The organism is Streptomyces sp. NPDC056480, assembly GCF_042795405.1.
Lineage (GTDB): Bacteria > Actinomycetota > Actinomycetes > Streptomycetales > Streptomycetaceae > Streptomyces.
Genome location: NZ_JBHTSA010000041.1, coordinates 55,303 through 67,681 on the forward strand (window position 1 = coordinate 55,303; position 12,379 = coordinate 67,681).

Annotated in this window: 10 protein-coding genes; 2 read left to right on the forward strand and 8 right to left on the reverse strand. The window is 71.3% G+C overall.

The annotated features are described in order from the left end of the window. Window positions 1-263 precede the first annotated feature (263 nt). The 4 genes from ACFQ79_RS19795 to ACFQ79_RS19810 form a co-directional block, all read right to left on the reverse strand. Window positions 264-1,412, reverse strand: a complete 1,149-nt coding sequence (locus tag ACFQ79_RS19795) for a PP2C family protein-serine/threonine phosphatase (protein WP_383585161.1) — start codon at window positions 1,410-1,412, stop codon at window positions 264-266. A gap of 546 nt (window positions 1,413-1,958) precedes the next feature. After that, a complete protein-coding gene (locus ACFQ79_RS19800; RefSeq protein WP_383585164.1) occupies window positions 1,959-2,456 on the reverse strand; it encodes a hypothetical protein in 498 nt (165 codons plus the stop codon). A 29-nt stretch (window positions 2,457-2,485) separates the two neighbouring features. After that, the gene (locus ACFQ79_RS19805; protein WP_383585166.1) at window positions 2,486-3,712 is read right to left on the reverse strand and encodes a hypothetical protein; all 1,227 of its coding nucleotides are present in this window, start codon (window positions 3,710-3,712) and stop codon (window positions 2,486-2,488) included. A 148-nt stretch (window positions 3,713-3,860) separates the two neighbouring features. Beyond that, entirely contained in the window at window positions 3,861-4,361 is a 501-nt protein-coding gene (locus ACFQ79_RS19810; protein ID WP_383585169.1) for a hypothetical protein, read from the reverse strand. A 160-nt stretch (window positions 4,362-4,521) separates the two neighbouring features. On the opposite strand from ACFQ79_RS19810, the gene ACFQ79_RS19815 reads away from it, so the two are divergent. Then, window positions 4,522-5,511 carry a LysR family transcriptional regulator gene (locus tag ACFQ79_RS19815; RefSeq protein WP_383585171.1) on the forward strand — a complete coding sequence of 330 codons (990 nt, stop codon included), beginning with the start codon at window positions 4,522-4,524 and terminating at the stop codon, window positions 5,509-5,511. A gap of 7 nt (window positions 5,512-5,518) precedes the next feature. Here ACFQ79_RS19815 and ACFQ79_RS19820 read toward each other — a convergent pair whose 3' ends face one another. After that, the gene (locus tag ACFQ79_RS19820; protein WP_383585173.1) at window positions 5,519-5,830 is read right to left on the reverse strand and encodes a hypothetical protein; all 312 of its coding nucleotides are present in this window, start codon (window positions 5,828-5,830) and stop codon (window positions 5,519-5,521) included. A 141-nt stretch (window positions 5,831-5,971) separates the two neighbouring features. Between ACFQ79_RS19820 and ACFQ79_RS19825 the strand changes: the two genes are divergently transcribed. Continuing rightward, entirely contained in the window at window positions 5,972-7,678 is a 1,707-nt protein-coding gene (locus ACFQ79_RS19825) for a right-handed parallel beta-helix repeat-containing protein (protein WP_383585175.1), read from the forward strand. Between the two features lie 175 nt (window positions 7,679-7,853). Here ACFQ79_RS19825 and ACFQ79_RS19830 read toward each other — a convergent pair whose 3' ends face one another. The 3 genes from ACFQ79_RS19830 to ACFQ79_RS19840 are packed head-to-tail and all read right to left on the reverse strand — an operon-like array spanning window position 7,854 to window position 12,282. Continuing rightward, window positions 7,854-9,290: a UDP-glucose dehydrogenase family protein gene (locus tag ACFQ79_RS19830; protein ID WP_383585177.1), complete on the reverse strand. Its 1,437-nt coding sequence runs from the start codon at window positions 9,288-9,290 to the stop codon at window positions 7,854-7,856. 45 nt (window positions 9,291-9,335) lie between these two features. Next, complete coding sequence (gene galE / locus ACFQ79_RS19835; RefSeq protein WP_383585179.1) at window positions 9,336-10,358, reverse strand: UDP-glucose 4-epimerase GalE; 1,023 nt, start codon at window positions 10,356-10,358, stop codon at window positions 9,336-9,338. A 34-nt stretch (window positions 10,359-10,392) separates the two neighbouring features. Beyond that, window positions 10,393-12,282, reverse strand: coding sequence for a glycosyltransferase family 2 protein (locus ACFQ79_RS19840; protein ID WP_383585181.1), 1,890 nt, complete (start codon window positions 12,280-12,282; stop codon window positions 10,393-10,395). Window positions 12,283-12,379 lie beyond the last annotated feature (97 nt).

The window sequence follows — 12,379 nt, forward strand, 5'->3', positions numbered from 1 at the left end:
GAGCGCGCTGCGCTAGGCCAAAGGAGAGACATCCTGTGTGTCCGACCGGGTCGTCGCGGTCGACTGCAGCGAATCGAGCGGGAGCAGGAGCGGCGGAAGGTAGAGGTGATGGCCGAGGCCGACACGGGTGTCGAGGTCCATTGCCTCGTGGACCTCGTGGACCTCGTGGACCATCTGAGGTCTCAGGTGTCCACGCCGTCCCTTCTCGGATCGGAGGCACGCTCAAGGCCACAGGGTGCCCCCGCCCCCGCCCCGGCCCTCGCTCACGGGGCCGGGTCGGTTGGCGGTGGGGCGGATGTCGTGCGGCGGATGGCGACGACGGCCGCGTCGTCGTAGAGGTGTGCGTGGACGTGGGCCAGTAGGTCGGCCTGGAGATGACGCAGGAGTTCGTCGGGGTCCTCCGTGGTCCACTGTGGCGCGCGCTCGGTGAAGGGGTAGAAGCGGCCCTCGGTGTCGCGTGCCTCGATCACGCCGTCGGTGTAGAGGAGCAGCAGGTCGCCGGGCTCGAACGGGAACGTCTGGACGTCGTAGTCGGCGATGCCGAAGGCCCCGGCCAAGCCGATCGGCAGGTGGCTCGCATCGGCCACGAGCGGGATGAGCCGATCGCCGCGGAGGATGAGCGGCGGCGGGTGACCGCAGCTGATGAGGTGGACGACCGGCTCGTGGTCGGGGATGTCGAGCAGCAGGGCGGTGGCGAAGTCCTCAACGGTGTCCTGCTCTGTCCGTGACCGCCACTGTCCGGTGTCCCAACGGAACGCGGCGTCCAGATGGACGGCGAGACGGGGAAGGGTGGCCTGCCGATGGGCGGCCGCTCGGAAGGCTCCGAGCAGCAGGGCGGTGTTGCTGATGGCCCCCAGACCACTACCGCGCACATCGCCGATGAGGAGCCGGGTGCTGTGGTGGGCGGTGCGTGCGACCGCGTACAGGTCTCCGCCCAGCTCGGCTTCCTCCTCGGCGGGGATGTACAGGCCGGCGATCCGCAGGGGGCCGGCACGTGCGGGCAGCGGCTGCAACAGCACTCTTTGGGCCGCCTCGGCCACCGACCGCACCTGGTGCAGCTGTTGCTCGCGCCGGTCCCGCACCACACACACGGTGACGCAGACGGCCGAGACGACGATCAGGGCAGCGATCTGGGCCTGGATGTTGGCGGTGCCCGAGACCCCCCTGAGCACGCCGATCAGCACCTGGGCGGCCACCGCAAGAGCCCCCATGGCCGCCGTCGTACGGGCGCCGCCGAACGCCACCGTGATCGCGGGCGCCGCCACGAGCAGGGGACCGAGGTGGACGTGAGGCGGAGACAGCACATCCACCACGCACACGGTGACGATCAGCCCGAGCGGGATCACCAGCAGCGCGGGTGCGTGCCCCTGCTGCCAGGACCGCTGGACGCCGGATCGTGCTCGAAGGGTCATGCGCCAAGCCTTCCATCCGCCTCCGCAGGGTGAGGACGCGGCGCTCCGGGGACCGTGGCGGTGCGACGATCGTTGTCGGGGCCCAGATGGAGATCCGGCACTGTGCCGTACGGTCCGGCTGACGGGGGCTGCCCGGTCATACGGGCCCACCTGCCACGTGCCAGGTGCCAGGTGCTACGTGCCATGTGCTAAGTGCGTTGCATCCAGAGCGCCTTGGCGGCGGCGGGAGCTTCGATGAGCAGGATCCCGCCCCGAGGGTGGTCACCATCGGCTCGATCACCCACAGGAACGCGCACCTCGACTTCGACGACCTCATGTCACGCCACGCCTACCAGGCCGGCCGCGCCTACCGCCGCCGCCGACCCCGGGACGGGCCGACGACTCTGGGCGGAGGCCGAAGAACTGACCGGCGTCACCTACCTCTGACGCGTACCGACGGGTCCCGAGGCCACGACGGCTACGTGACCGTATCGGCGGGGTGAGCGCGGGGCCGGAGGCTCGGCGGCCTGTCACGAACCCTCGCGTTGCGGTGTCGACGCGCGCCGCTCAGCAGTTCCGGATGGACCACACGGGCGTCCAGTCGTACGTGAAGGGCGTGGGCTCCGGCAGGACGACGTCCAGCACCTGGCCGTTCTGGCCGTAGAAGAACGCGGCGGCGCCGACCTGGTTGTTCACCACCTGGCCCACGCCGTTCCAGTGGGACAGGGAGTACTGGTGGCACCGGTAGAGGAAGAAGACCTTGTACTTGCCCACCACCGGGTCCCAGACCCCGGTGCAGAGATTCCCCGACGCGCACGTGACGGGGCTGCCCGACGACGTGTGCACGTAGTCCGCCCAGGGCGAGACCGTCGGCGACACGGCCGCCACGGCACGTGAGGACGGGCCCTCGCCCCGCGGCGCCGGCGGCATGACCATGGTGTGGCCGCCGCCCTCGCGAGGCGCGTCTGAGCCCGCCGCTTGGGCCGGGCCCGCCGCGAAGGCGGACACCAGCACCCACAGGAGGGCACCGACCACACCGAGGGTGGAACGCCAGGTACGCGACATCGTCACTCCTTCTCCGGGAATCCCCGGGTTCACTTCTGACTCGTGCACAGCGGTACGTCCGGCATCTGGTTGTCCGGATGGCTGATGTAGATGTTGGTGACGTAGCCCCCGTGCTGCGGCAGATACGCCCACCAGTCGTTGGTGTACGGCGGGACGGAGACGAGCTGCCCCTTCTTCTGGCAGCCCACCAGCACCTCCACGCCGGCCGGGAGCCGGGTCAGCAGGTTGTCCCCGACGACCGGTTCCGTCCGGACGGCGACGTCCTGACCCCATGTCCCGTACCACTTCCCCTTCGGCGCCGTTCCGCCGGGAACGTTCAGGGAACGGGTCAGCCGGCCGAGGTCGGTGTACGCCTTTCCGTACGACGTGCCGTCCGGGTGCAGGGTGAGGACGGCCACGATGGAACGGTCACCGGCCCCGACGGTGCCGGTCGTGTGCAGCGCCGGTCGGCTCAGGTCGACGCTCGCGCCACCCGCGCCGGCGGACGCGGGGGCCGAGGCGTCGATGCCACCGGCCGTAGTCGTGCCCGCGGAGCCGCAGTTCCCCTTCGCGTACCTCCCCGACCAGCCCTGCTTCACGGCCCACGGGCGGTCGAACGCGCCGGCGATGCCGAAGTGCTGGTCGAAGGAGTCCGACGCGCACCGGGTCGACTGGCGCAGACGCTCCATGACGAAGTCACGAACCGGCGCGGGAGCGGACTCCAGGATGTGCCGGTAGGTCTTCACGGTGTCGCGGGCCGACATGGCCGTGTAGCCCCAGTACCCCTCGTAGCCTGCCGGTGGGGGAGCGGTGTCGGCGAGCCCGAGCCGCGTGACCATGCGCTCGACGATCGCCGGCCCGCCGTAGGCCGACCAGTAGTGGTTGGCGGCGGCGTCCTGACTGCTGCGGAGCATGGCGTCCAGCCGTGTGCGGTCGGCGGCCGGGATGGTGTCGGGGCTGCGGTTCCACAGGAAGTCGAGGGTGATCAGGAGCTTGACGACCGACGCGGACCGGAACGTGGCGGCCGGGGCTAGCTGTTCGGTGAACGTCCCGGTCTGCCGGTCGAACACGGCCACGCCCGCCGTGACCCCCGCGGGCACCTGGGGGCTCGCGGGTGTGACCGACTCGGAGCCACCCGCCGGTTCCGTCGCGGCCGCGACGGAGTGCGGGAGCACCGCACCGGTGAAGGAGAGGGAGAGGAAGGCCGCGGTCGCGGCGAGCAGGCGCCGAGGCGTACGGCGAGCGGTGGTGTGGGAGTGCCTGGCGATGCGGAGCATGACGTGAGGGGTCCTCGCTTGGTGTGAGAGCGGGCTGCCCGGATCTCGTAGAGGTCGGCGGACCAGGGCGGCGGGACCGCGGCGCGGAGCCCCTGGCGGGACGCGAGGGGCTCCACCGGAGCGGGCCGGGCGGACGACTCCCGGCGGCCTACGGGATGTTGCACTCCGTCATGCCGGGCCAGGGATCGGTCGACGTCCACACGTCGACGGCGGGGATGAAGCCCCACCCGTGATGGCCCTCGCGACCGGGAGCGATGCGGTCACCCATGGTGTAGTACCAGATGTTGTTGCCGCCGCTGTGCGCGGCGCCTCTGCCCCAGCACACGAACCAGCTCGTCGACGTGTCGATCCAGCCGATGGCCGAGCAGGCGGAGATGAAGCTGGCGCAGCCGTACAGCGGGGCACCGGCACGATTGCCGCACACCCAGTCACGCATCCAGGTGCGCCCCGTGTACGCGTCGTAGTGGCTGACGTTGCGCGCGGTGCACGACGCCTGGGCCGCGAGGGGCGCGGCCCCGGCGGTGGGCGGCGCGCTCGGCACCGCGCGGGTGGTCGTGCCGGCCTGCGGCGACGACGCCTGAACGGCGCCGGCGCTGAACAGCACGGCCAGGAGGGCGGCGAGCATCGCCACCGCTCGTCTCACAGACATGTTTCGGCCCCCGTTGTCGAGAAAGCAATGGTCGGACGGCCCTGCGGAACCGAGGAGTGTTCACGGGGCGTCGCTTGAGAACCGAGCCTTCCACTCGCACTCTGTTCATGTCATCGCTTGTGGCCATGCGACATGAAAGAGGATCGATAAGGGATTCATCATGGTTACTGGCGAAACGGCCGCTGGTGGCGCCGCGCCGACGGGCCCCGACCCGCGGACGCCGAGCGCCCATCAACTCCGTCTGTTCGTCGCCCTCGCGGAGGAACTCCACTTCTCGCGCGCCGCCGCCCGGCTGTTCATCACACAGTCGGCGCTGAGCCAGCAGATCAGAGATCTGGAAAGGCGGCTCGGGGTGCGGCTGTTCGACCGTTCGAGCCGGGCCGTGACGCTCACCCCGCAGGGCCTGGTCCTGTTGGCGGACGCGCGCAGCGTGGTGGCGGCCATGGACCGGCTGAGCCGCAGCGCTTCGACCCAGGTGCGCAGGCTCTCCGGACGGCTCGTCGTCGGCACCATCGGTGCGGAAGCGGCGATGCCCTATACGCAGGCCGTGCTGCGACTGCTCCACGAACGGCACCCGTTGGTCGAGGTCGACGTGCGCAGCCTCCACTTCGCCGACCACTTCGACGCCCTGTTCCGGCATGACATCGATGTTGCCTTCCTCCGTCCACCGGTCCCGCCCGGTGTCGAGGTGCAACACCTGGCCACGGAACCGCGGTTGGCCTGTCTCTCCGTGAGCGACCCGCTCGTGGAACGCGACCGGATCACCCTCGCCGAGCTGGCCGGCCACCCGGTGATCGACGTCCCGCCGCAGGTGCCACGGCTCTGGTGGGACTTCTGGGCGGCCGACCCGCGACCCGACGGCACCCCGGTCCGCTACGGCCCCGTCGCCTCGGACCTGGAGGGCCTTCTGCACCTCGTGGCCCAGGGCAAGGGCATGTGTTTCCTGCCGGCCGCAGCGCGCGACCTCTTCCCGCGCCCCGGCATCCGCTACGTCGAGGTCACGGACCTGCCCCCGTCAACGGCGGGCCTCGCCTGGCTGAGGGAGAACCGCACGGAACCGCTCATCGAGGCCGTGGTGGCAGCTGCCGGACACGTGGCCGCGGTCCGGGACCGGGGGGCCGTCCGGGGCGGGAGCCCAGCCGAGGACTGACCCCACGTCACAGGTCGAGGCCACTCCGGGCGCGGGGTCCCGGCCGCTGTCCCCCCGGCGTCCGGCGGTGGGGGAGGAGGACCATCGGGTGGCCCACGGCAGGAGGGGCCGTGTAACCCTCCGCCCGGCAGGCCGGGCACGGGTCGTAGCCGCTGCGGACGCTCGACGCCTTCACCCGGACCACCTCGCCGCACTCCGCAGACCGGGCATCTGGCGCCCAGTGGAGCGACTGGCTGCGGACGGTGTCGGAGGCGTGCTCCCTGAGGGTGCGGGCGTGATCGGCGCAGCGGGGTGCGGCCGACAGCTTCGTCCCCGTCATGCTGACCGCGGTGAGGACCTGGCCGCCGCCACGACGTGACCGCCCTGAAGGCGTGGCGTGCCACACGTGACTCGGATGCCGCACGTCGGTCGGCGTTTCGCATGTCCCTTTTCTGGCAGTCTGCTGCTTTATATGCCTGACATGGCGCTGGAACGTCCCCAGGGGGTGCGGGTGAACGCGGTGAAGCGGAGCCGGACGACAAAGGCCGCGGCGGGAGTCTCGGCCGTGGTGCTCCTGCTGCTCACAGGGTGCGACGTGCCGGGGGTCTACCGGCCCGCCCGTCCCGCGAGCGGCGGTCCGTTCACCTTCTACGTCAGCCCGAGCGGCGACGACGAGAACGACGGAATGTCGCCGGAGAGGCCCTGGCGGACCCTGGACCACGCGAACACCGCGAGCTTCCGGCCCGGTGACAGGCTCCGGCTCGAGGGCGGCGAACGCTTCCGCGGCAGCATCACCCTGGAAGAGGGCGAGGCGGGCAGCGCGGCGAGGCCGGTAGTGATCGAGTCGTACGGCACGGGCCGCGCCACGATCGCGCCCCGCGGCACCTCCGGCATCACCGTGCACGACACCGCGGGCGTGGAGATCAGGAACATCGCGCTGGTCGGCGACCGCGGGGCGCTGCGCGAAGGGGTCGGGATCGCCTTCCGCGCCACCCGCCCAGGAGAGCGGAGACTCGCCCACGTCAGGATCGCCGACGTGGAGGCGCGGGGCTTCCAGAACGGGATCAGCGTCGGCGCGGAGGGCGACGCCGTCACGGGCTACAGCGACGTGCGCATCAGCGATGTCTCCGTGCACCACAACCTGGAGGGCGGACTCGTCTTCTACGGACCGGAGTTCGAGGCGGACAGCCCGGCCTACGCGCACTCCGGGCTGCGCATCGAGCGGGTCACGGCGTCCTCCAACACCGGCGACCCGGCCAGTGACAGGCGCAACACGGGAAGCGGCATCGCCCTCGGCAGCGTCCGGGACGCGAAGGTGCTGCGCTCGGTGGCCCACGACAACGGCGCGCGTTCCGCGGTCGACGCCGACGAGGGTCCCGAGGGCATCTGGGTGTACGACTCCACCGGCGTGGTGCTGGAGAACAACCGCTCCTACCGAAACCGGACGGGATCCCGGGTGGACGGCGGCGGCTTCGGCCTCGACAACAACGTGTCCGACTCGGTCATGCAGTACAACCTCGCCTACGGCAACGACGGGCCCGGGTTCCTCGTCTACTCCGGACAGGCGACGGGCGCCCATCGGGACAACGTCGTCCGCTTCAACATGAGCTGGGACGACGCGCGGAAGCTCCCCGAGTACGGCGGCATCGTGGCCTACGGCTCACGGATGAAGAACCTGGACATCTACAACAACACGGTCGTGATGCGGACTCGGGGTCTCGTCTCCGCGAAGGCGGCGGGCAATCGGCCCCCGGCTCTGCGGTTGCGCGATGGCATGAGCGGCGTGAGCATCCACGACAACATCCTCGCCACCGACGGGGGTCCGCTGATCGAAGCCGAGTCGTCGTACCTCCCCGGCACGCACCAGTTGCAGCGAAACGTCTACCACAGTACGGGCCCCTGGTCGCTGAGCTGGGGGAGTCGGCGCTTCACCGACCTCGCGGACTGGCGTACCGCCTCGGGTCAGGAGCTGGTCGCCGGCGAGCCGAGCGGTACCGGCGACGACCCGTGCCTGCGCGCTCTGACGGTACCCGTCACCGACCCGGCCGGGGCCGAGAACATGGTGCCGCGCTGCGAGGACGAGGTGTCCGTCAGCATGGGCCCGCAGGCCTCGGGCATCGACGCGGGCCCGGTCGACTACTTCGGCAACCGGCTCCCGGACGCCCTGCGCCCCGGCGCCGTGCAGTAGCGCACGGTCCGCTGAGCCGGACACCGTGCCTCCGGAGCCGGCGCCCGTCGGCTCCCTCCGGCTCCCTCCGGCGCATTCCCACGCGGCGTCCTCGGCGACCGGACGCGCCATGACGCCGCCCCGCCCGTCCGGTCGAGGACCGGACGGACGGGGCGGGGCGGCGTGCTGCGGCGGTCTACGCCCTGCCGGTCGGCAGAGCCGGGGACAGGAGGCTGGTGTGGTCGGCCTCGGCGGCCGGAGAGGCGATCGTGGCCCGCAGCGGCTTCCCCGCCCGAGCGGCCGGCGGCTGGTCTGCCGGCGCGGGACGGCCGAGCGCCTTGACGGTCCAGCCGGCGGCCCGCCACGCGTCGTGCGGGAGCGCGTTGCGCGCGTCGACGAGGACCGGCTTGCGGACCACCCGGGCCAGCTTCACCGGGTCCAGCTCGCTGTACTGCCCCCACTCGGTGAGGTGCAGAACGAGCTCCGCTCCCCGGCAGGCCGTCAGCAGATCGGCCTCGCAGCGCAGTTCCGGTCGGGCACGGCGCGCGTTCTCGGTACCCTCGGGGTCGTGCACCCGGACGTCTGCGCCCTCCTGGTGCAGCGCCGCCGCCACCGCCAGTGCCGGCGAGTCCCGCACGTCGTCGCTGTTCGGCTTGAAAGTGGCGCCCAGTACGGTGATGCGGCGTTCGGTGAGGTCGCCCCCGGCCAGTTGACGGGTCAGCTCGACGGTTCGCGTCCGCTGCCGTTCGTTGATCTCGTCGACCTGGCGCAGGAAGGCCACCGCGGGGCCGACGCCGAGCTGCTGCGCACGGGCGGTGAACGCCCGGATGTCCTTGGGCAGGCAGCCGCCGCCGAAGCCGAGGCCGGCGTTGAGGAACCGTCGGCCGATCCGGGTGTCGTGGCCGAGGGCGTCGGCGAGGGTGACCACGTCCGCACCTGCGGCGTCGCAGACCTCGGCCATCGCGTTGATGAAGGAGATCTTCGTGGCGAGGAAGGAGTTGGCCGCTACCTTCACGAGCTCGGCCGTGCTCGGGTCGGTACTGATGTACGGGACGCCGGCCTCCAGCATCGGGGCGTACAGGCGGCGCAGCGTGTCGTCCGACTCCCGGCCGACCGTGCCGACGACGATCCGGTCCGGCCGCAAGGTGTCCTCGACCGCGAAGCCCTCCCGCAGGAACTCGGGGTTCCACGCCACCTCGGCGCGTACGCCCGCGGGGACGAGCCCCGCGATGCGGGCGGTCAGGCGCGCGGTGGTTCCCACGGGCACGGTCGACTTGCCGACCACCAGACACGAGGCCGGCAGGTGCGGCACGAGCCCGTCGACGACGGCGTCGACGTACCGCAGGTCGGCCGCGTGGGAGCCGGCCTGCTGCGGAGTGCCCACGCAGATGAAGTGGACCTCGCCGTGCGCCGCCGCTTCGCGCAGGCTGGTGCCGAAGCGCAGCCGTCCGGAGGCGAGGGCGCGGGTGAGGACCTCGTCGAAGCCGGGTTCGTAGAAGGGGGGCCGGCCCTCGCCGAGGGCCGCGATCTTCTCGACGTCGATGTCGACGCCGAGGACGTCATGTCCGATGTCGGCCATGCACGCCGCGTGCACAGCTCCGAGGTAGCCCGTTCCGATGACGGTCAACCGCATGCGGTGTTCTCCTGTCTGAACGCGGGTGGGGTGAACGACGAGGGGTCAGGGCGCGTAGCCGTACGGGTTCTGCTGCTGGAAGGTCCACGCGTCGCGGCACATGGCGGCCAGGTCGTGCCGGGCGGTCCAGTTCCAGGCCGAGGCGACCTTCGTGGGGTCGGCGACGAGTTCGGCGACATCGCCGGGGCGGCGCTCGGTGACGCGGTGCGGGATCGGCTGCCCCGACACCTCCTCGAAGGTGCGTACGAGCTCCAGGACGGACGCGCCGCGCCCGGTGCCCAGGTTGAAGACCCGCATGCCCGGTTCGTCGTCGATGTGGTCCAGGGCGGTGCGGTGCCCCTCGGCGACGTCTACCACGTGGACGTAGTCGCGGACCCCGGTGCCGTCGGGAGTGGGGAAGTCATCGCCGAAGACGCAGAGTTCGTCGCGGCGGCCCACGGCGATCTGGGTGAGGAACGGCATGATGTTGTTCGGTACGCCGCTCGGGTCCTCACCGAGGAGTCCGGTGGGGTGGGCGCCGGCCGGGTTGAAGTACCGCAGGGCCAGTACCCGGAGCTCGGGCACATGCCGGCAGACGTCCGCGAGGATCTGCTCGCAGGTCCACTTGGCGGTGGCGTACGGGTTGGTCGGCGCCGCCGGCGACTCCTCGGTCAGCGGGACGGTGGTGACGTCGCCGTAGATCGAGCAGGAGGACGAGAACACCAACCGGTGCACGCCATGCTCATGCATGGCCGAGACCAGGGCCGTCGTGCCGCCGACATTGATGTCGTAGTACGCGAGCGGGATCCTCACCGACTCGCCGACGGCCTTCTTCGCGGCGAAGTGGATCACCGCCTCGATCGGGTGGTTCGTGAAGACGGTGTCGAGCGCCCGGCGGTCGCGTACGTCCGCGACGTGGGCCGCCGCGATGGGGCGCCCCGCGATCTTCGCGATCCGTTCGAGGACCTCGGGCGAGCTGTTGGAGTGGTCATCGAGCACGACGACCTCGTGGCCGGCGCGGAGGAGTTCGACACAGGTGTGGCTGCCGATGAAACCGGCGCCACCGGTGACCAGGACGGTCTGGGGCACGGGAACCTCATTTCTCGATCGGTCGCAGGGGCCTTCACCAGGCGTAGAAGCCGGTGAGGTAGGTGGGGAAGACGACGGCTGCGAACCCGAGTGGAAGCAGCGACAGCAGGCCGGCGAGGAGTGGCAGCGCGGCCGTGCGCAGCGCCCGGAGAGCGGGGACACCGGTGGCTCGTGCCGTCTCCCTGACGTGCAGCGTGCCGACCGCCAGCGTCACCGCGGTGTACGACGCGGAGCCGAGGAGGCAGAGGAAGACGTAGCCGACGGCGGGGCCGGTGAACTGGCCGACGAGGGCCGAGCCCGACAGGAAGACCGTGATGAGCAGGTACGGGGCGACGGCCCGCAGCGGAAGCGGCTCCAGGCCGTCGCGCTTCTTCGGGGTGACCTTGAAGGTGATCTGGCGGGGCCGCAGCTTCTGGGTCAACGCGGCCAGGACGCCCCAGGCCACGTACGGCCACCGGGAGAGCCCGAAGAGCCAGATCTCCCAGCTGAAGATCGGGGCGTCCTTGGGGCGCATCAGACCACGGCGGCGGCAGAGCAGCGTCAGCAGGATGAGCCAGACGGACATGCTCCAGAAGTGCGCCAGGAAGGCGAAGTAGTTGACGTCGATCCACGGAGCGCCGGTGACCGCGGCGATCGGCGGCAGGAGGATGCCCATGACCGTGGCGCCGGCGAGCAGCGGGTAGTACATCAGCGCCGCGGCGAAGCGCACCCGGAGCTTCAGGGGCATGCGGCCCAGGTGGCGCGGCAGCATGCCCAGGAGCATGACGGCCAGGCTGCGGGACCACTGGAACTCCTGGGTGATCATCGCGCCGAAGGTGAGGGGACCTTCGCCGTGTGCGTCCGCGTCGATGGCGAACGCGCCCTGCCAGCCGGCCGAGGTCAGCAGGAACGAGGTGGAGAAGTCCTCGGCGAGCTCGGGGCCCAGACCACCGATGTCCCGCAGTGCCTTCGTGCGGACGGCATAGTGCGAGCCGATGCAGACCGGCGCGAGGCCGGCGGAGTGGCCCAACTGCACGGGCCCGTGGAACATGGCCTCGCGGTGCAGTCGGCCGCGGGCCGCCCAGGACTCGTCGGCGTTGGAATCGCAGACGCTGGGGGCCGCTACGTAGCCGACGGCCGAGTCGGCGAAGGGACGGACGACCTCGGCGAGGTAGGTGGGCCCGGGCACGTGGTCGCAGTCGAGCTGGGCCACCACGTCGTACAGCTCGTAGCCCCAGTGGTCGTAGAAGAAGGCGAGATTGCCCTCCTTGCACCGGGTGCGCCGGGGCCAGTCGGCCCGGTGGTAGTCGGCGCGGCCACGCCGGCAGGAGACGTTCACGTCATGGGTGCGGCACCAGTGGAGGATCTCCTCGCTGGGGTCCTCGTCGCACAGCCAGACGTCGTAGGTGTGAGGGAAGTCCTGGGTGACCATGGCCTCCAGGGTGCGCCGGGCGATGTCCCAGCCCTCGGACGGGGCGCGGGTGACCACGAAGGCGGTGCGGAGCCGGGGCACCCGGACCGCCGGATCGAAGCGGCGCATCCCCAGCAGCGCGACGAGGAAGTGCACCGGCAGATAGGTCAGGTACAGCAGCAGGGCGCTGTTGACGATCAGGCCCGTCCAGCCGATCCGGTGGGAGGGTTCGAGCCACCAGACCCAGAACCAGACCAGGCAGGCCGCCCAGCCGACGGACAGCAGCGCGACCAGGAAGCGGTCGGAGCGCGAGAACGCCCGGACGAAGCTGGAGGGGAGGGCGGTGAAGCCGTGAGCCGGGCGCGCGAGGACGGGGCCGTCCGGGCCGATGGAGGCCACCGAGCCGTTCGACAGGGTGTGGATCTGCGCACCGAGCGCTTCCCACTCCGCCGGCGAGCCGGGAGCCGGTGAGGGGAGCGCAGGTTCCTGGGCGGTGCCGGTCCCGTGGGCGGGACCTTGCTCCAACGACGTCATGGCAGCAGGTTCTCCAGGCGGTGCGACAGGGTGAGAGGCCCGGGGGAGGCCCGACGGACTGGGGGAGCCGCGGCGGGACCGGCGGGAGGCCCCCCGG